Consider the following 19,804-nt stretch of genomic DNA (forward strand, 5'->3'; position numbering starts at 1 on the left):
CATATTTAAATGCAATTCATTAACCATTGCAAATAATTATCATTTAAATGATATTTGACAGCATAATTGGTGAATATTTAGGCAGTTGAACCCGAATAATGCCTAAGTCACTAAAATATAAACAAAACTGGCCTACACTAGGTCGTTATAGAGTTGATGGAAAATAACAATAAGGAAAGAAAGATGGCAATTCAACGGCTAGAAATGAGCCAGCTGTATCATGCTGCGGAGCTGGAAATGCTACCGAGTAAGTCTACAAAAGAGCTGGCACCCATTGACGAAATCGTCGGTCAAGAACGTGCTCAAAAGGCAGTAGAGTTCGCTATGTCCATTAAGGAGAAGGGCTACAACATCTATGCTATTGGCCAAAATGGCCTTGGTAAGCGAACAATGATTTTGCGTTACCTCAATCGCCACCAGCACGATGCGAAAGCACTTTACGACTGGTGTTATGTCGCAAATTTTGAAGATATCAGGACGCCCAAAGTACTGGCACTCCCATGCGGTATCGGCAGTCAACTTAAACAAGACATCGAGAAATTGATGTCAAAACTGGTCAATGCGATTCCTCTGGCATTCGACAATGAGCTCTACTACAGCCGAGCCGATAAGCTTAAAAACCAACTGGCGCAAAAGCAGGAAGCAGAGTTAGCCGTCATCACCAAAGAAGCAAAAACCAAAGGCATCAGTCTTACGATTACTACTCAGGGTGACTACCAGTTTGTCGCGATGAATGGTGAGGAGATGCACACTGAAGAGTCTTTTGAGGAGCTGACAAAGAAAGAGCAAGAGTATTTTGGCTCTACCATTGATGAACTTGAAATCAAGTTGAGAGATATGGTTCGTCAGTTGACGGAGTGGGAAGAAGCGTACAGTGAAAAAATTAAGAAACTGAACGACGACGTTACATTGGATGTCATCACCCACTTCATCAAACAGCTGAAAAAGGACTACTCCGGTTACGCAGAAATCAAAGCTTATCTGACAGAACTTCAGCAAGATATTGTTGAAAACGCTGACATCTTTTTAGAGCAAAGTGCAGAGCAAGGAGAGGTTGCTACAGCATCTTTAGATAAGAAACTGCCACGTCGGTACAAAGTTAACGTTCTTGTAAGCCGCAAAGATGATGAGTTTCCTATTGTGGTTGAAGAGAACCCGAACTATCACAGTTTGTTTGGTTACATTGAAACAGCCACTTTCAAAGGTACCGTGTTTACGGACTTCTCATTGATTCGCCCAGGTAGTCTGCATAAAGCTAATGGCGGCGTGCTATTGATGGACGCTCAAAAAGTGTTGGAACAGCCTTATGTCTGGGATGGATTGAAGCGTGCACTGCGAGCTCGCAAACTAAGCTTTACCTCGCTTGAGAAAGAAGTCACGTTAACAGGTGCGGTTTCGCTGGACCCTGAAGCCATCCCACTGGATGTTAAGATTATCCTATTTGGTGATTACCGCACCTATCAACTACTTCAACATTACGATCCGGAGTTTAGCGAACTGTTCCGCGTAACGGCTGACTTCGAAGATGAAATGACACGTAGTCCGCAGTCTGAACTGCAATATGCGCGTTTTATTTCCAGTGTCGTCAACGACAACAATATGCTCCATTGTGATAAGAAGGCCATCGCTCGGATTATCGAGCATAGTTCTCGATTGTCCGGCGATCAGACCAAGCTCTCATTGCACTCAGCCAACATCGCTAACCTGATCCGCGAGTCAAATTACGTTGCTCGTCAGGCAAACTCGAACATGATTCGCTCTAGCCATGTTGAAGAGGCATTAGCTAATCAGGAGATGCGAGTCAGTCGCCTTAAAGATAGTGTGATGGAAGGTTTCATCAACGGAACCACCCTGATCCAAACCGAAGGGGAAGCCATTGGCCAGGTTAACGCGTTATCTGTTTTGAGCACCAGTGAGTACATGTTTGGTGCCCCAAACCGTATTACAGCGACGACTTGTTATGGTGGCGGTGAAGTGATCGACATTGAGCGTAGTGTTGACTTAGGTGGCAGCATTCACTCAAAAGGTGTCATGATCTTAACCGCTTACCTCTCTTCAGTATTTGGTAAAACGGCCAAAGTGCCGTTAACAACCACCATCACGTTTGAGCAGTCCTACGGTGGTGTTGATGGTGATAGCGCAAGTATGGCGGAGTTCTGTGCGGTGGTATCGGCCTTTTCTAAACAAGCTAACCGTCAAGATATTGCAATTACAGGCTCAATGAACCAGTTTGGTGAAGCACAGCCTATCGGTGGTGTTAACGAGAAAATTGAAGGCTTCTTCGATGTGTGTACGATTAAAGGTCGAAGTGAAAATCAAGGCGTGATCATACCAAGAGCCAACATGCACAACCTCATGCTACGCCCTGATGTTGTAAAGGCGGTTGAACGAGGCGAGTTTCAAATCTGGGCTATTGACCATGTGACTGAAGCCATTGAGTTATTCATGGGTAAACCTGCGGGTGAGCCAAGTGATGAGGGCAGTTACCCAATTGATACGGTATTTGGTATTGCTCAAGCCAAGCTCAATGCATTAAGAAAATAACCAAAAAGGGCTTTCAGATGAAAGCCCTTTTTAATTTTATAGTTCTACCAGTTCATTACCAGATGTTTGGCTTTTCCCAAAAGCGTCAATATTGCCTAGGGTAGTGTCAGCTATGTTGCCAAGTGCTTCATCGGTTAAGAAAGCTTGGTGACCAGTGAAGAGAACATTGTGACAAGCGGACAAGCGACGGAATACATCATCGACAATGACGTCATTAGACTTATCACGGAAAAAGAGTTCTTTCTCATTTTCATAGACATCTAGCCCAAGGGCACCGATTCGCCCAGTTTTTAAGGCTTCAATGGCAGCGGCAGCATCCAACAATCCGCCACGGCTTGTGTTGATGAGCATTACGCCATCTTTCATCTTACTGAAGGCTTTTTCATCTAGGAGGTGGTAGTTTTCTTCAGACATCGGACAGTGCAGCGTGATGATGTCACTTTTCTCAAACAACTCCTCTTTTGAGCAGTAGATTGCTCCCAGCTCGATGGCTAGAGGGTTCTCAAATGGATCAAAGCAAAGGATGTTCATGCCTAGGCCTTTGAGGATACGCATAGTAGCGATACCAATTTTACCTGTGCCGATTACACCCACTGTTTTACCGTGAAAGTTAAAGCCAACTAAACCGTCTAACGAGAAGTTTGCATCTCTGGTACGCTGATAAGCTTTATGAAAACGGCGGTTTAGGCTCATCATTAAGCCAACAGTGTGCTCTGCGACGGATTCTGGTGAGTAAGCGGGGACACGAACCACCTGAAGACCAAGGCGCTTAGCCGCGTCTAAATCTACGCGATCAAAACCAGCACAACGCATTGCAATCAGTCTCACGCCTTGTTCTGCAAGTGCTTCTAGCACGGGTGCAGATAAGTCGTCATTAACAAACGCACAAACCACCTGGCAGTCATGGGCCATTTTGGCGGTCTTTTTGGTTAACTGGAATTCATGGAAATGCAGTTCAAATCCATACTCTTTATTTACTTTCGCGAAGGACGCTTCGTCATAAGACTTAGCACTAAACACAGCGACATCTAACATGGTAGGCCTCTCTCAAAATATTACGGGAGGAAATAGAACGGGCTCTATTGAACCGTGATTCAAGAAAAAATTAAACCACAAATTTGCTGTGGAAAATTAAACACTTATATTCCTCAATTATTTACAGTGATGTTTTTATTATTAATAAAGTGCCTCGCAAAATTAGCTCAATTTTCATCTCAAGATCACTTTTTTACTGCTAAAGTGGTATTTATAAATTAAATAGCTCTTAGCTTATTAATCATCGACTTAAGTGGAGGTGAGGCTAAGGGCAGATGGAATTTTGTTCTCTGGCTAGGAAATATGGATATGATTAAACAAAAGCTTTCTGAAGTGTCCATAGCAGCACGAGCGTGGTCTATATTAGGCTTGTTTGCTATTGGTTTATTTGCGAATACTCTCCTCAACATTGCCCAGTCCCGCGAGCACATGCGTGAAAACTATGAGCGAGGTGTGTCAACTCTGGTCGAATCTGCATCAGGTGTTGCTAAACACTACTACCAGCTCTATCAATCGGGTCAAATCTCAGAAAGCGAAGCTCAAGGTAGAGCGCTACAAACCATTTCCGCAATGCGATTTGATGGTGACAACTATATATTTGTCGGTGATTCTGATGGTGTGCAGTTAGCCAGTGGTGTGTTGTCTTTACTTGGAAAAAATATCCTTGGTTTGAAAGACAGCGAAGGTAAGTTTTTTGTTCAGGAACTTTATCAGGTGGCCAGAAATGGTGGTGGCTTTGTCGACTACAGCTGGAAGAACCCAGATAGTGAGAAATTGGATCCTAAAACCAGTTATGCGTTAATGTTTCAGCCTTGGGGTTGGATGATTGGCTCTGGCATGAATATGGTCGCGCTTCAGGCTGACATGCACCGCTCTGAGGTTGCATCTGCGGGTTACGCCATTAGTATTCTTGCTGTTCTTTCTATCACAATCGGTTTTTTCATCAAAACAATCACATCTCCTATTAAGCGTACCGTTCGAGCTATGCAAACCTTATCTAAAGGTGAAGGTGATCTGACCCAAAGGCTTCCAGAAGAGGGCAGTAAAGAACTCGTACTTCTCTCTCGTTACTTCAACCAATTTGTTGCTTCCGTGCAAGGAATCATGCTCAGCATCAGCGATGCGGGTAGCCAAGTCTCTAGTGCTGCTAATCAGCTTTCTAATTCTGTTCATCATATCGACGACAGCCTTAACCAACAGCAAAGCGATGTGGATATGCTCGCGACGGCTATGACCGAAATGCTAGCAACGGTTGAAGAAGTAGCCGCTCGCACTGTCGAAGCGAATGACGCTAGTCGTTTAGCTGCTCAGGAAGCCAACCACAGCCATAAGATCATTGACAAAAACGTTCAAGAAGCCAATGAACTTGCGGAGCAAATACAGTCTGCTAGTCAGGTTGTTCAGAAGCTCGCATCAGATGCTCGTAACGTTGACACGGTTCTTGAAGTTATTCGCGGCGTTGCTGAACAGACCAATCTACTCGCTCTAAATGCAGCAATTGAAGCGGCAAGGGCAGGTGAACAAGGACGCGGCTTTGCAGTGGTTGCGGATGAAGTAAGAAGCCTCTCTCTTCGTACTCACGAGTCTACTTTAGAGATTCAGAACATTGTTGAGAAACTTCAGGTCGGCGCTGAAAACGTGGTGAAAGTTATGGACCAGGGCACAGCCAAAGCGACTAATGCATCAGAGCTCTCAAGTCAGGCCGGTGAGGCTCTGAACAAGATTAACAAAGAGGTTCACACCATTGAGGAAATGAACCAGCACATCGCTACTGCTGCAGAAGAGCAAACCGTGACGGTGAATGATATTAACCGCAATGTGGTGAGCCTGAGTGATATGGCATCTACGGTGTCTGGAGAGTCTACCCAGATGGCGAGTTCTAGCAAGGAGCTTGGCCGAGTTTCAGATGACCTAATGGCCATGATTAATCGTTTCAAACTGGCTTAGCTTGAGGCCTCGGGGTGATATGGTAGAATCGCGGCAAATTTTTTAATCGTGAACATTGAATGCGACACCTAAAAACTGCTATTCACCCTGATATCAGCCATCTTGATGACAAAACGGTCTTCCAACGTAATGCTGCAAGAGCCATTGTTATAGATGGCGAAGACATCCTTTTGTTATACACCGAGCGTTATCATGATTACACCATCCCCGGTGGTGGTATTGATGATGGCGAGGACATTATCGCAGGTATGGTACGGGAGCTTCAGGAAGAAACAGGTGCGCAAAACATTCACAATATCAAGCCATATGGTATCTACGAAGAGTTTCGCCCTTGGTACAAAGACGACGCTGATGTCATGCACATGCACTCTTATTGCTACACCTGTAAAGTCGATCGTGAGTTAGGTGAAACTGCGTACGAAGATTATGAAATCAAAAATGGCATGAAGGCCGTATGGATGAACATCCATCAAGCGATTGCCCACAATGAAAAGACTATTGCAGAGAGCCCGAAGAAAGGCATGAGTATTGAGCGCGAGACGTTTTTGCTACATATGATCGCTAAAGAAATGCTCTAAAATAAAGCCCGTACCTTGCGGGCTTTATCCTTTTATCAATTGGATCAAATTATCTTTGCTATCAAAATGGACGCTGTATTCATGGCGATGGTTGATGAGTGAACGTGCTCTCGCCAGTTCCATGTGCTCATGAACTAGACCTAACAACTCATCACCGTCAATGTCACTATCTGATGAATAACTCGCTCCGCCAATTTGTAACGTAATCGGTAATTCTGATGAGCCGTCTACGGCGGAAATGAGGCGTTCACAGATTGCTTTCCCATCCCTGTTCGTGGTGTCTTCCAAGACGAAATAAAAGTTTCCACGTGTTCCTCTGGCAATCAAATCAGACTGACGAATGAGCTCTTGTGCAATGAATGCGAAGTTTTGTAGTAAGGTATCGCCAGCTTCATAGCCCAAACGACGGTTTATCGCCCCCAATCCTTCTAAATGTATGTCTAACACCAGCACGCTGGTTTTGTGTCGCTTACAACGAGCCAGCATTTTTTCCAGTTCATTAGGAAAGGTGTTGTGATTGTACAGATCGGTTAGCGGATCTTTTACTTCCATTAATGCGGCGTAGCGACGAGAGTCTTCCATCGATTTGGTGTGCAAAAATTGGAGTAAGATAGATAAATCCAACTGCAAGCGAAGTTCAAGTGAACGAAAGTTCTCTAAGGAACGGCAGCGGCTAGCCAGATTATCGATGATACATCGATGTAATACGTGGCTCACAATGGAGTAGTACTCATGCACCTCTTCATATTTGGCAATGCCAAGAATGTGTTGAGCGAGCTCTTCAATATACCCCTCTTCTAATTCTTGAGTCAGCAGCGTATCGAGATAAGCATCTAAGGACTGGTGAATATGGAAGTGGCCAAGTATTTGGCTAACCACGTCAGAGTGTTCAAAATGCTGAAGGAGCTGAGTGTAGACCGCCGTTTTAATCTCTTCTCGGCTTTCTGTGGTGAGTGAACTTTGCCATGCCTGACTATCGCCATATGACAAGGAAAGCGCGTCCAAGCGCTGGTGTAGTTCAAACGGTCCAAACTTAAACAGGTCACTAATCTGTGGCATAGCGCATCCTTGACGTGAACTCTTCGATAGGTTTTTAGCGAACACCTATACTTATTCAAGTATTTGAATTATTAATGTTAATTAATAGTATAGTAATAAAAGAATAGCGAATTCAGCTGAGGACACAGGGAATGACCAAAATGCGCAACGTTCTATTAGGTGCCATGATCGCGAGCATTAGCTCGATCGGTTACGCCAAAGTTATCGAAACGACCAGTTTAGTCGGTTTTGGTGAGGCTAAATACCCAAACAACTTTACTCACTTTGATTACGTAAACCCTGACGCCCCCAAATTTGGCAAAATTACTTATGGCCGAGTCGGGACGTACGATAACTTTAACCGATTTGCCTCCAGAGGTGTCGCCGCTGCCGCAACAGGGGAGTTGTATGACACGCTCATGTTTTCCCCTAGTGATGAAATCGATGCCTATTACCCTCTGATCGCAGAGAGAGTGAGATATTCGGATGACTACACCTGGCTTGAAATGGACATCAATCCTAAGGCACGTTTTCACGATGGAGAGCCAATTACTGCGCACGACGTGGCTTTCACGTTCGATAAATTCATGACTGAAGGTGTACCGCAGTATCGCGTTTACTATAAAGACATTAAGTCGGTAACGGCCAAGGACGATCTGACGGTCCGTATTGAAATGGCAACGCCTAATCGTGAAAAGATGTTCAGCTTTGCTCAATCTACCCGAGTGTTGCCGGAACATTTTTGGAAAGACAAGAAATTTTCAGAGCCTCTTTCAACTCCTCCTATTGGCAGCTCAGCGTACAAAATTGCCGATTATAAATCTGGCCAGAGTGTCACTTATTCGCTAGTAGACGACTACTGGGCGAAAGATCTGCCGGTAAACGTCGGTCGTAATAATTTCAAGGAAGTGCAATACGACTACTATCGGGATGACACTGTAATGTTGGAAGCTTTCAAAGCAGGTGAATTTGATTTTCGTTTGGAAACCTCGGCGAAGTTCTGGGCAAATTCGTACACGGGTGTGAACTTTGATAAAGGTTACATCACCAAACAGGAAATCCCTCATCAAAAACCAGAAAACACACAAGCTTTTGTATTCAATACGCAAAGTGATGTATTTAAAGATGCCAGAGTTCGTGAGGCGTTGACCTATGCGATGGACTTTGAGTGGATGAACAAGAATATGTTCTACGGTCAGTACACTCGAACACGTAGTTACTTCCAGAATACCGACTATGAAGCGAAGGGCGTACCGAGCGCTCAGGAGTTGAAGGTTTTAGAGCCGTTTAAAGACGAGATTCCACCTCGTGTGTTTACAGAAGAGTTTCAGCCTCCGGTTACCGATGGTTCGGGGCGTATTCGTGCCCAGATGCGTACAGCGTTTAAGCTGCTAAAAGAAGCAGGTTGGGAGCTGAAAAACAAAGTACTAACCAATACCAAAACAGGTGAACCGTTTAGCTTTGAGCTATTGATCTATAGCCCGACTGCGGAGCGTATAGCGATTCCAGTACAGAAAAATATGAAGCGTATGGGCATCGATATGAAGATCCGCTCAGTTGATACCACACAGTACATTAAGCGACTTCGTGATCGCGACTTTGACATGGTCTCTTCCGCCTACTCTGCGAACCCATATCCAAGCCCGAACTTAATGATTGTCTGGAACTCCAACTACATTGACTCGACCTACAACACGGCGGGTGTTATTGATCCAGTCGTTGATAGCCTGACGATGGAAATCTCCAAGAAACAGCAAGACCCAGATGCATTACTTTCTTTAGGACGTGCTCTCGACCGCGTGTTGCAGTGGAACTTTTACATCATTCCACAATGGCACGTGAGCGAATATCGTGTGGCGATGTGGGACAAATTTGAGCGTCCGGAAAAAATGCCTAGATATGACTTAGGTATTGATACTTGGTGGATATCAAAGGATAAAGCCGCCAAATTACCTGAAAAACGACGTTAACAGAGGGATAGATGGCAGCCTATATATTTCGTCGCTTACTCTTGGTGATCCCCACGCTGTGGGCGATCATCACCATCAACTTCTTCATTATTCAGATAGCACCGGGAGGGCCGGTTGAGCAGGCTATTGCGCAGCTAGAAGGGCATAGTTCTGGCATTATGGAACGTTTTGCTGGGGGCGGCAGTGAAGTTGACCTCGATGTAGGAAGTGATGCTAACTCGACTGGCTATAAAGGTTCACGGGGTCTAGACCCGGAAGTAGTTGAAGAGATTAAAAAGCAGTTTGGTTTTGATAAGCCTCTGCATGTGCGTTACTTCGAGATGCTCAAAAACTACGCCACATTCAACTTTGGTGAGAGCCTGTTCAAAGGCGGTAATGTGATTGATTTGATTATCGAGCGCTTACCTGTCTCTATTTCATTGGGTTTGTGGAGCACGCTGATCATTTACTTGATTTCCATTCCTTTGGGCATCATGAAGGCTATCCACCATGGCTCCCGATTTGATGTTTGGTCAAGCGCTGTAGTGATTGTTGGGTATGCGATCCCCGGTTTCCTGTTCGCCATCATCTTGATTATCTTATTTGCGAGTGGCAATTACTTTAGTTGGTTTCCGCTTCGGGGGCTGGTATCCAGCAACTTTGAGCAGCTCGTTTGGTATGAGCAAATCATCGATTATTTCTGGCATCTGACATTACCGATACTGGCAATGGTGATTGGTGGGTTTGCAACACTGAGTATGCTGACGAAGAACTCTTTTCTCGATGAGATCAATAAACAATACGTTGTAACGGCACGAGCGAAAGGTCTGGATGAAAGAAGTATTCTTTACAAACACGTGTTTCGCAATGCGATGTTGATCATCATTGCTGGTTTCCCTGCGGCGTTCATCAGCATCTTTTTCACCGGCTCCATGCTGATTGAAGTAATGTTCTCACTCGAAGGGATTGGCTTACTCGGGTTTGAGTCAACCATACAGCGAGACTATCCAGTCGTATTTAGTTCCCTTTACATTATGACCTTGCTTGGCCTAATTCTGAGCATAATTTCTGATTTAACATACACCTGGGTTGACCCAAGAATTGATTTTGAGGCGCGTTAATGCTGACGAAAAGAAGACGTAATCCGTTAAATGAAGCGCGCTGGCTTAGGTTTCGAGCAAACAAACGTGGCTACTGGTCACTGTGGATTTTCATGACGCTGTTCGTGTTTAGCTTGTTTGCAGAACTGATAGCCAACGATAAGCCATTGCTAGTGGAGTACGAAGGTGCGTGGTATTACCCGATCACGACTCAATATGCGGAAACTGAGTTTGGTGGGGAATTTGAGACCGAAGCGGATTACACCGATCCGTATGTCATTGAGCTGATTGAAGAGAAAGGATACATCATCTGGCCTCTGATTCGTTTTAGCTACGACACGATCAATTACAACATCTCTGGTTCGGTGCCCTCTGCGCCCGACAACGTTAACCTACTTGGTACCGATGACAAAGGACGGGATGTGCTGGCACGAATCATCTATGGTTTCAGGATCTCTGTTCTGTTTGGTTTTGTACTGACAATTATTTCCAGCGTGATTGGAGTGATTGTTGGGGCTTCACAAGGCTACTACGGTGGCTGGCTTGATTTGTTAGGCCAGCGCTTTATCGAAGTCTGGTCAGGAATGCCGACGCTTTTCTTGTTGATTATTCTGTCCAGTTTCGTCGAACCCAATTTCTGGTGGCTACTCGGTATTATGGTTTTGTTTAGCTGGATGAGCTTAGTTGGGGTGGTCAGGGCAGAGTTTCTGCGTTGCCGCAACTTCGATTATGTTAGAGCAGCGCAGGCAATGGGCGTAAATGATAGCCGTATTATGAGACGCCACATGCTACCAAATGCGATGGTCGCCTCTTTAACTATGATGCCTTTCATTCTTTCTGGCTCCGTAACCACATTGACTTCTCTTGATTTTCTGGGCTTTGGTTTACCGGCTGGTTCGCCTTCATTAGGTGAATTATTGGCCCAGGGGAAAGCTAATTTACAAGCACCATGGCTAGGTTTTTCTGCCTTCTTTGTATTGTCTGTAATGTTGACTCTGCTCGTGTTTGTTGGCGAAGCCGTTCGTGACGCCTTTGACCCTCACCATCAGGGGAGATAATTATGACCAAACCAGTATTAACAATTGACGGTTTATCAGTAGGGTTTGGCCGCGGAAAAGATGTCGAACAAGTGACTCATCAAGTTTCGCTGTCTATCAACAAAGGCGAAACGCTTGCACTGGTTGGAGAAAGCGGCTCGGGCAAGTCTGTCACCGCTAATTCCGTGTTGAAGTTGCTTCCTAAGGGCTCGTCCCATTATTTGGAGGGTAGCATCAATTTTGATGGCATCGACATGCTGAGCTGCTCGGAGAGGCAACTACGGGGTATTCGCGGTGGCCGGATCGGAATGATCTTTCAAGAGCCGATGGTTTCTCTTAACCCTTTGCACAAAGTTGGAAAGCAGTTGGTTGAAACGCTGTCCATTCATCGTGGTGTGCGACAGAAAAAAGCGGAGACCCTAGCGATTGAATGGCTAGGTAAAGTTGGGATCCGTAACCCGGATGTGAAGATTAATTCGTACCCTCATGAGTTGTCGGGCGGTGAAAGGCAGCGAGTGATGATAGCCATGGCTTTGATTAATGAGCCTGAGCTTCTGATTGCTGATGAGCCAACAACAGCATTGGATGTGTCTGTACAGGCGCAAATTTTGGATCTCTTGAAGGACCTTCAACAAGAATTGGGTATGGCAATGCTGTTTATTACCCATGACCTTAGTATTGTACGCCGTATCGCTGACCGAGTCGCAGTGATGCAGAATGGAGAGTTAGTCGAAGAAGCGGATTGTCGATCTCTTTTCTCGGAGCCTAAGCACCCATACACGCAGAAACTCATTAACTCTGATCCTAGAGGCTTGCCTGTCGAAACTCCGGTTGATTCTAGTAACCTCTTGTCGGTCGATAACCTTAGAATCTGGTTCCCGATTACTGGGGGGCTGTTTAAGCGTGTCGTTTCTCATATTAAAGCCGTTACGGATATGAAATTTGACCTAAAGCGAGGGCATTCGATAGGGCTGGTCGGCGAAAGCGGTTCGGGTAAATCAACGACGGGGATGGCCATATTACGTCTTGTGCATTCCGAGGGTTCAATCTTTTACCAACAGCAGGAACTGCAAGGTTTGGATCGAAAACGCATGCTGCCGTATCGAAGTAAGATGCAGGTGGTGTTTCAAGACCCATTTTCTGCACTTAACCCGAGGATGTCTGTCGCACAGGTGATTGGGGAGGGGCTGCGTGTTCATCATGAATATGACGATTCAACTGTAGATAAGATGATCTGTGAGGTTATGAAGGAAGTGGACCTCGACCCTGAAACTCGTCATCGTTATCCAAATGAATTCTCCGGTGGGCAGCGTCAACGTATTGCGATAGCTAGAGCGTTAATCCTTAAGCCTGAGTTTATTCTACTTGATGAGCCAACATCGTCATTAGATAGAACGGTTCAGGCTCAGGTCTTGGACTTGCTGAAATCGCTACAAGAAAAGTATCAGCTTACATATCTGTTTATCAGCCATGACTTGAATGTCGTTAAGTCGTTATGTCACTACACTATTGTCATGAAGCAAGGCGAGATTGTTGAGCAGGGCGAGACAGCGTTGTTATTTGAGCAACCAGAACAGTCGTATACCAAAGAGTTGGTTGAGCTTTCGAGTTTTTAGACGCTGACAAAGACAAAGGCTGCAAACAGCAGCCTTTGATTTTTATATGCTTTTTAGTTTGTGAGCCCAGATCTTTTCAAACTCTTTGCTAATGTCGATTTCACTTAAATGTGCCACGTGAAAGTCGATAAGTTCTAGCTCAAAGGATGGTGTGGTGTAGACCGAACCATTATCAATCGCGTCGACCATGCGATCCGCCATAGCGGCTGGTCCAGCTTGTCTAAATGCAACTAATTCTGCTTGTTTATTCAAGCGAATCTCACTGACTGCCGCCTCATATTCAGAATGTGTAAAGCCTACCGCTAATGCTGTTTTGATTTCTTGCTCAACGATCTGTTTTGTGGCTTGCTGCTCACCATCAGGAATCTTTGAAACCAGTACTTGAGATAACAGTTTCTGGTTAAACAAGATTTCATTCTTAACGGAAACGGTCGCCGAAGAATGGACATCAGCCAGCGCAGATTCAATTCGGTGCTCTAGGATCTGATTGGCAATAGTGGCGAGCAATAGGTCTTTTCGCATCAGTTTGCTATCGACGTCGTCCGACACATGAGCTAGTGCACTGAGTGAAACACTATGCTTTCCTTGAGTACCTGAAATTCCGTTGTTACCCATTCTTAGAGCAGGCTGCTGAGTTTTTGTCAGAGGTGTTGGGTTATGCCATTGAGAGAATGCCTTTTGCACCTTGTTTTGCAGCGTACGAGCTTTGAAATCCCCTGCGATAACCAAAGTCATGTTTGTTGGTACATAGTACTGAGAAAAGTAGTGTTCTAGATCTTCCAACTGCACTCGACTGGCTGATGTTTCGGTTACTGGTGAAGTACTTTTCCCAAGCTCAAGAGAGTCAAGTTGGTTCTGACTGACGACAGTTGGGTAATCGGTCAAATTTGCTGACTGTTTCCAAGCTTTTTGCACAAAACTCTGCTGTGAGAAGCTTGTCTCGATGAAGTCCAAAGCACCTTCTAATGAGTGTTGGCTGTCGTTTATTGTGCTCAGGCTGTAGACAGTTTGCTGGTAATCCGTCGTTGCTGACCACTTTGAATCACCAATTATTTGATTCGCGAGAACACGAGAGACTGGAAGGTACGAAGGCTCCTGAGCAACACCTGCTCCAACTCGAAGGCGTAACTCTAATGCTTGTTGTTTGTTAGGCGTAGCAACTAAAACCAAGCGGATACCATTTTCAAGAACCGATGTCTGAATATTACGAGGCATCGTAATATCGGTATGTTCGAACCAAAGAGGAGAGGTTGGTTTTGCGGTTACAGGTAACGCAGCGATAGCAGTAAAAAGAGCTGTCAACGTTATTGTTAAAGCGCGGTTATAGATAGACACAGCAAACTCCTGAAGAAGACCTTAAGTGTTTCCCTGTTCATCAATCGACCTGCATATAGCTATTTAGAGGCGGTATTGAGCGAAAATCGTATCCGTGATTGAGAAAGGATGGCCTTTCTTCGCATTGCTGGTTTGTTACAACCAGAGTAGAACATATTCATTTATAAAATGTGGCGGGATTTTGTACAAATTCACGCTATTAGTCAAACTGTATTGGATTTTGAGTAGTTTTTGTCTCGTTATTGAAACAGCCCAGCAGTCGGACTACTGGCAATAGATAACGTTGCGTCCGCTCTCTTTGGCTTTGTACAGAAGAGCATCAGCCTTCTTTAAGGATTGAGGTATAGTACCGACGACCGGATGTATACCGCCCGATATTGTTACGTTCGGAGCCTGAGTGAATTGTGATACATCGATACGAATTCTATTCATCACCTGCTTGGCATCTTGAACTGAAGTTGTATTGATTAGGACGACAAATTCCTCTCCACCTATACGAAACGCGTAATCAGCAACGCGAATGCGAGATTTAATGATAGCTGCAACACGTTTGATGACTTGGTCGCCGACATCGTGACCGTATTTGTCATTCACAGCTTTGAAATGGTCAATGTCGAATATTCCGATAAAGTAGCCTTTACTGGCTAAGCTCTGTTGCTCTACTTTCTGCAAATAATGGCGGTTATGTAAACCAGAAAGTTGGTCTGTGTAGGTGATCTTATTTAACTCACGGCGCTCTTGCCTGAGTTTATAAAGATAGTAGGACGCTCCAACACTGATGCACAAAAGTGCCAAGATAAGATACAGATATTTTGGAATAAACTCGTCTTTAGGAACCACTTTTAGAAGGAAATAAGGTTTACCACTAAAAAAGCCAATATCTCTATAAACAAAATAATTTTCGCCTTGTTCGAGTATACCTTCCGAGCGCTGACTGCGATTTAAATCATTCCAGACTTTTGAGTAAGCATCGGGTAAATACTGATAACTGTTGATTGCTGGGTGTGAGCTTGAGTAAATAAAGCCATCGTCATCCAGTAGTAGAATGTTATCACGGCTCGTGTTATTAAATTCGCTCATATCAACATCTAGAACAAGGTAACCAAGATGTTGGAGCCCTTGATACACAGGTGCAATCTCAGTAAATAAACCTAAGTCAGGTTGATAGAGTATTTGGTGCGCTTCTTGGTTAAGGCTACTAGCGTAAAAAGAGTTATAAGAATCAATCAGATGCTTGTATCGATAGTGACGAGAAGGGGTTCTGCTGACTATCTCAATACTGGTAATTAAGTTCTGATTCTCCAGTAAATGCTGAGTGAGATCATAAAACAAATCGGGGTGTGTGAAGTACTGATGGGCAATCTGGGTTTTGCTGAGAGCGGCATAGCTGCTGATTTGCTGTTTACGCAAATTCAGGGTTTCGTCAATCGCTTTTAGCTGGAACGAAATGTCTTTCTTCTTAGCGTCTTTGATGAAGCTTAGAGGCGTGTTTACAATGAAAACAGCGAAAAGCATGAGTGCCAGACAACGCAGTTCTATGTTGGCAGACGAGCTGAGAGGCCTGCTGTAATGTAAAAACATTTCCTATGTTTATCTTGTTTATATATTCATCAAGGACTCAAATGTTATGGAGCATTGTCACAAAAGTCTATTAAGACGGATGAAACTTTTGTGACAACACACCACTAAGCGAGCTGAATCAAACGAGAGTGTACTGGCTGGCGCTGGCTATAGAGAGCGGTTTAGAGAACCAGTAGCCTTGAAGGAAGGAGGCCCCCATGTCTGTGAAACGCTTTTGCATTTCAGCACTTTCAATACCTTCTACAACAACATCCACATTGTGAGCTTGGCAAAGGCGAGTGATGAAAGAAAGGTATTCCAAGGTTGCAGGGTTGTCCAAACATCGCCACGCCATCGATTTGTCCACCTTAATTTGGTTAAGAGGCAAATCAAAAAAGCTGTTTAATGAACTATAACCAGAACCAAAATCATCCAATGAAAGTAGAAAACCGTAGTCGCTTAGTCGACTTAACTGGGAAATGGCACTTTTGTTACCATCGAGAATAATGGTTTCGGTTAATTCCAATACAATGTTTTTAGTATCAATGCCCAGATGGTCAGCTAACCGTTTTAGTCGGTCTGGAAACTGGTGGTTTAACAACTGAAGTACGGAAACATTAACGTTTACCCTGATATTCGTGCCATGAGTCTCTAGGTATCGTTTTATGAACTGACAAGCCTTTGAGAACACTAAATAGCCGAGTTCAACGATCAATCCCTTTTTCTCGGCCACCTCAATGAATTCGTCAGGATAGATCTCGCCGATTTCTTCACTGCGCCAGCGTACCAGAGCTTCGAAACTAGCGACTCGATTTTTCTTGGCACAGATGATTGGCTGAAACTTAACGGTCAAGGTCTCGTTGTGGATCGCGTTAGCTAATTCGCGTTCGATGTAAAAATGCCGATCAACTTTGCTTTTGGTTTCTTTGCTGTAAACGCCGACTCTATTGTGCCGTTTTTCACCAGCGAACTGACAGGTGCGTGCTGCGACTTTAATTACTTCTTCAGCGGCAAGACCAATATCGAAACTAGGGAATATACCAATACTGATATCTGTTCCATACATGTAGCCATTTGCCTGAACCGATTCTTGATAAGTTTGAGATATACGCTCGCCAAGCGTCATTAACTCTTCGGCTGTATAATGGCCTCTGACGAGAATAGCAAAGTCATCAGAGCGCACACGGTATATATCAATAAAGTCATCGGTAAAGGAGTTTAACGCTGTGATAAGGTGTGACATCACGTCACGTAAGATATGGGGTCCGTATGCGCTTAGGTAGGAGCGAATATCGCCAATCTGAATGTAGATCAGAGAATGCTGGCCGGGGAGTTGGTCGACTAAAGCATCGATATCGATAATCAGTTTCTGGCCATTCGATAAGCCAGAAGCGTTATCTCTAAATGCGGCTTGCTGGACATAGGTTTCCATCAACTTGCGATCGGATATATCGCGATGGCACCCAATCATAAAGCGGGTACCATTGATAGTTTTCGTCACTGCAGTCCCTTCAATCCAGACATATTGGCCGGTCTTGTTTCTTACTCGGTACTGAGTAGAGATCTTTTGTTCGTCTTTCTGAATGTGTGCATCTACTTCACCTTTGAGCATCGCTTTATCCAGAGGGTGGACCAAAGATAGCCATGCATCCAAATGACATTGGCCAGAGGCAATATCGTAGTTCTCGTAAAACGTAGGGTTATAAAAGAAGATGCGATCATCGTCTGTCATATAGAAAATACCATCGTTAAACACATCAAACATGTGCTTAAAATGGTTATCCATAAGCTCATCTAGCTCCGCGCCACTTAGTGCGATGGAGCTATTTCCCTGTGATTCTTCACCTGCATAGCGACATTTCGAGACCGACGAAGCGTTCGATTGCGGCGGTATATTCTTGATTATCTGTGACATTTGATTCGACGTACCTAATCCAACACGCGGTAAGCCTTCCATGAGCTTTATTTTTTGAATTTATAAATATCTTCCGTGTAACCTATATTTGTAACATGAAATATTTATTAAGCTCCAGCAGTGAGCCAAGTATGAGACAGTAAATGTGAGCTTTTATTGACGTGTGTTCATATTTTGAACTGAAATATCCTTTTTACTCTCACTAGATGAGAGAAATGAGATCTTCCTCTTTAATGAAGTGAATAAAAATCCACTGAGTTATTTAATTTTTGAATTGTTTAGGGGGCTGGTAGCTCGTCTTAATTATGCTCAATAGGTGGCATATTCCTTGTGCAGAGTACCGCACAACCTATTTGAGTGTTAAATGTCACTTTCTTATATATTTATCAATGTTTTAATAGCGGTTAATTTTGACAAAACTCTGATATATCAGGCGTTTTCATCCGCTTTCTCTTTCTATACTCTAGCGACCAATTTATCCAAAATAGCGCAGTTGGAATAATGCTCGGCCAAATTCAAAATGTCAGTCAGGCGGGTGTGCTGATCGCAGACGATTCTCCTTTGGTGGTTGCTAACCTAAAAATTTTACTAAGAGAGTCTGGCTTCAGTGATCGTCTAATATTTACGGCCAAAGATATTCGTTCGGTATACAAAAATCTGCGAGAAATTTCGATTGATCTGTTCATTTGTGATTATAGGTTTGGTAAGGAACTGAATGGAAAGCAGATCTTAGAAGAGTGCCGTCATTACGGCCTTATTCGCCCACAATGCGCTGTTATTATGTTAACCAGTGAAACGACTGGTGAAGTTGTACGTTCAATATTGGAAGCAGAACCAGATGAGTACGTTCTTAAGCCGTATTCGTTGTATGAGTTCAAAAAGCGGGTTTTACGCGTGTACAGACGCAAGCAAACTCTGTCCGCGCTGCTAAAACAACCAAAGAGTGCAAGCTATCAAGATATCGCGGAATCATTTAAAGCGGCACTAAAGGCATACCCGGAATATACCGCTCATATACAGCGTCTTCAGGGAGTCACGTATTTAGAACGGCAATTTCATACTCAAGCGATTGAGCATTACGATTCATGTACGACTCTGCGTAAAAGCCATTGGGCTATTGTGGGTAAGGCATCGGCTTTACTCGAAATGGGTGAGGTGAAGCAAGCTCATTCATTGTTAGAGCACTGGATTGAGGAGTCGGGTAGAGTCCCGTCAAGTGTCTCTGACATGTTAGCATTAACCAGCCTAGTGCAAAGGAATAGCACGAGCGCTAAGAACGCATTGACTGACGCTATTAAATTTTCGAAAGGTAGTGCACCTCGTTTACTTGCCTATATTCGACTCTGTGAGATAGAAGAGAATTATGATGGCGCTTTAAGTGGGTTGGCTATTTATCGCCATCAAATTGCCAATACTCACCGCAATACCGTCGCGAACGCTATTCACTTGATGCGACTAAAACTAGTTGCGGCGTCTGCTCAAGGCAAGTCGATTTCCATGGTAGCGCATAAAGAGCTACACAATCTGATGAAATCCGATTTAGCAGAAAGTGAAATATTGGCACTGACGCTTGTGGATGTTCATATCGAACTGCACGACGAAAATTATAAAGTTGCGCGTATCAAATTGGCCAATTTGCTGAAAAACTATCAGCAGTTGCAATTGCCCCAATTGCACTACCTTTTGTACCTTCTTTTTGTAACGGACAACTATCACTGGTTCGATCAAGTCGCTGGTTTTGCTCGCTCCCATACTGACTACAGCAAAGTATCATTGTCGGCGTGTTCTATGCAGATGCAATTAGAACATCAGATAGAGCATGGAATGAGACGAAAATCTGCGTTAGTCAGATTGCTAGCGCAAGTGGATGAGTACTCGCTTCAATCGGTGGAAAAAGCTGTCGCGCTTGGCTTGGAAATATTCAAATCCCGTAAGCAGTGCGTGTTGGTGGCGAATAAAATGCTATCGCTTCTGAATCGTGAAATTCCCCGCGCCATCAATCCAGCTGAAATTAGAAAGGTTATATTCGATTGTGAGGCGGCGATTACTTGTACATCCAGTCTCAGAAAAACCGAACGAATAGAAGCGCAGAAAAAACTAAACTTGGTCAAACTCAACTTCAATCGTGCATTAGCAGCGGTATAGGGTGG

The 19,804-nt window shown here is 44.2% G+C and carries 13 protein-coding genes; 8 read left to right on the forward strand and 5 right to left on the reverse strand.

The annotated features are described in order from the left end of the window. The first annotated feature begins 183 nt into the window (after positions 1-183). A complete protein-coding gene (locus FIU99_RS24590; protein ID WP_006961195.1) occupies positions 184-2,544 on the forward strand; it encodes an ATP-binding protein in 2,361 nt (786 codons plus the stop codon). Positions 2,545-2,580: 36 nt separating this feature from the next. Here FIU99_RS24590 and FIU99_RS24595 read toward each other — a convergent pair whose 3' ends face one another. Next, positions 2,581-3,579, reverse strand: coding sequence for a 2-hydroxyacid dehydrogenase (locus FIU99_RS24595; protein WP_006961194.1), 999 nt, complete (start codon positions 3,577-3,579; stop codon positions 2,581-2,583). Positions 3,580-3,888: 309 nt separating this feature from the next. Here FIU99_RS24595 and FIU99_RS24600 point away from each other — a divergent pair, with 309 nt between their 5' ends. Together FIU99_RS24600 and FIU99_RS24605 are read left to right on the forward strand one after the other, a co-directional pair. Beyond that, positions 3,889-5,526, forward strand: a complete 1,638-nt coding sequence (locus tag FIU99_RS24600) for a methyl-accepting chemotaxis protein (RefSeq protein ID WP_006961193.1) — start codon at positions 3,889-3,891, stop codon at positions 5,524-5,526. Positions 5,527-5,585: 59 nt separating this feature from the next. After that, positions 5,586-6,104, forward strand: a complete 519-nt coding sequence (locus tag FIU99_RS24605) for an NUDIX hydrolase (RefSeq protein ID WP_006961192.1) — start codon at positions 5,586-5,588, stop codon at positions 6,102-6,104. 24 nt (positions 6,105-6,128) lie between these two features. On the opposite strand, the gene FIU99_RS24610 is transcribed toward FIU99_RS24605, so the two are convergent. Next, positions 6,129-7,163 (reverse strand): GGDEF domain-containing protein, encoded by a 1,035-nt coding sequence (locus tag FIU99_RS24610; RefSeq protein ID WP_006961191.1) that lies wholly within the window; start codon positions 7,161-7,163, stop codon positions 6,129-6,131. Positions 7,164-7,294: 131 nt separating this feature from the next. Here FIU99_RS24610 and FIU99_RS24615 point away from each other — a divergent pair, with 131 nt between their 5' ends. Genes FIU99_RS24615 through FIU99_RS24630 form a run of 4 tightly spaced genes read left to right on the forward strand, consistent with a single transcriptional unit; the run spans position 7,295 to position 12,844 of the window. After that, positions 7,295-9,112 carry an extracellular solute-binding protein gene (locus FIU99_RS24615; RefSeq protein ID WP_006961190.1) on the forward strand — a complete coding sequence of 606 codons (1,818 nt, stop codon included), beginning with the start codon at positions 7,295-7,297 and terminating at the stop codon, positions 9,110-9,112. 11 nt (positions 9,113-9,123) lie between these two features. Next, positions 9,124-10,212, forward strand: coding sequence for a microcin C ABC transporter permease YejB (locus FIU99_RS24620; protein ID WP_095663725.1), 1,089 nt, complete (start codon positions 9,124-9,126; stop codon positions 10,210-10,212). Next, a complete protein-coding gene (locus FIU99_RS24625) occupies positions 10,212-11,249 on the forward strand; it encodes an ABC transporter permease (RefSeq protein ID WP_039952125.1) in 1,038 nt (345 codons plus the stop codon). Before FIU99_RS24620 ends, FIU99_RS24625 begins: the two co-directional genes overlap by 1 nt. Before the next feature lie 2 nt (positions 11,250-11,251). Beyond that, the gene (locus FIU99_RS24630; RefSeq protein WP_006961187.1) at positions 11,252-12,844 is read left to right on the forward strand and encodes an ABC transporter ATP-binding protein; all 1,593 of its coding nucleotides are present in this window, start codon (positions 11,252-11,254) and stop codon (positions 12,842-12,844) included. Positions 12,845-12,886: 42 nt separating this feature from the next. Here the strand turns inward: FIU99_RS24630 and FIU99_RS24635 are convergent, their stop codons facing one another. The 3 genes from FIU99_RS24635 to FIU99_RS24645 form a co-directional block, all read right to left on the reverse strand. Then, complete coding sequence (locus FIU99_RS24635; protein ID WP_006961186.1) at positions 12,887-14,179, reverse strand: insulinase family protein; 1,293 nt, start codon at positions 14,177-14,179, stop codon at positions 12,887-12,889. 264 nt (positions 14,180-14,443) lie between these two features. Further along, on the reverse strand, positions 14,444-15,760 hold the full coding sequence (locus FIU99_RS24640; protein WP_039952122.1) for a GGDEF domain-containing protein: 1,317 nt from the start codon (positions 15,758-15,760) through the stop codon (positions 14,444-14,446). 118 nt (positions 15,761-15,878) lie between these two features. Continuing rightward, positions 15,879-17,654, reverse strand: a complete 1,776-nt coding sequence (locus FIU99_RS24645; protein WP_006961183.1) for an EAL domain-containing protein — start codon at positions 17,652-17,654, stop codon at positions 15,879-15,881. A 501-nt stretch (positions 17,655-18,155) separates the two neighbouring features. Between FIU99_RS24645 and FIU99_RS24650 the strand changes: the two genes are divergently transcribed. Then, the gene (locus FIU99_RS24650; RefSeq protein ID WP_006961182.1) at positions 18,156-19,799 is read left to right on the forward strand and encodes a response regulator; all 1,644 of its coding nucleotides are present in this window, start codon (positions 18,156-18,158) and stop codon (positions 19,797-19,799) included. Positions 19,800-19,804 lie beyond the last annotated feature (5 nt).

Source organism: Vibrio sp. THAF64 (assembly GCF_009363455.1).
Lineage (GTDB): Bacteria > Pseudomonadota > Gammaproteobacteria > Enterobacterales > Vibrionaceae > Vibrio > Vibrio coralliilyticus.

What these genes read in the sequence shown, in the direction of transcription:
- FIU99_RS24590 (WP_006961195.1), top strand. Translation starts at nt 184, where the DNA reads ATGGCAATTCAACGGCTAGAAATGAGCCAGCTGTATCATGCTGCGGAG.
- FIU99_RS24595 (WP_006961194.1), bottom strand. Translation starts at nt 3,579, where the DNA reads ATGTTAGATGTCGCTGTGTTTAGTGCTAAGTCTTATGACGAAGCGTCC.
- FIU99_RS24600 (WP_006961193.1), top strand. Translation starts at nt 3,889, where the DNA reads ATGATTAAACAAAAGCTTTCTGAAGTGTCCATAGCAGCACGAGCGTGG.
- FIU99_RS24605 (WP_006961192.1), top strand. Translation starts at nt 5,586, where the DNA reads ATGCGACACCTAAAAACTGCTATTCACCCTGATATCAGCCATCTTGAT.
- FIU99_RS24610 (WP_006961191.1), bottom strand. Translation starts at nt 7,163, where the DNA reads ATGCCACAGATTAGTGACCTGTTTAAGTTTGGACCGTTTGAACTACAC.
- FIU99_RS24615 (WP_006961190.1), top strand. Translation starts at nt 7,295, where the DNA reads ATGACCAAAATGCGCAACGTTCTATTAGGTGCCATGATCGCGAGCATT.
- FIU99_RS24620 (WP_095663725.1), top strand. Translation starts at nt 9,124, where the DNA reads ATGGCAGCCTATATATTTCGTCGCTTACTCTTGGTGATCCCCACGCTG.
- FIU99_RS24625 (WP_039952125.1), top strand. Translation starts at nt 10,212, where the DNA reads ATGCTGACGAAAAGAAGACGTAATCCGTTAAATGAAGCGCGCTGGCTT.
- FIU99_RS24630 (WP_006961187.1), top strand. Translation starts at nt 11,252, where the DNA reads ATGACCAAACCAGTATTAACAATTGACGGTTTATCAGTAGGGTTTGGC.
- FIU99_RS24640 (WP_039952122.1), bottom strand. Translation starts at nt 15,760, where the DNA reads ATGTTTTTACATTACAGCAGGCCTCTCAGCTCGTCTGCCAACATAGAA.
- FIU99_RS24645 (WP_006961183.1), bottom strand. Translation starts at nt 17,654, where the DNA reads ATGTCACAGATAATCAAGAATATACCGCCGCAATCGAACGCTTCGTCG.
- FIU99_RS24650 (WP_006961182.1), top strand. Translation starts at nt 18,156, where the DNA reads ATGCTCGGCCAAATTCAAAATGTCAGTCAGGCGGGTGTGCTGATCGCA.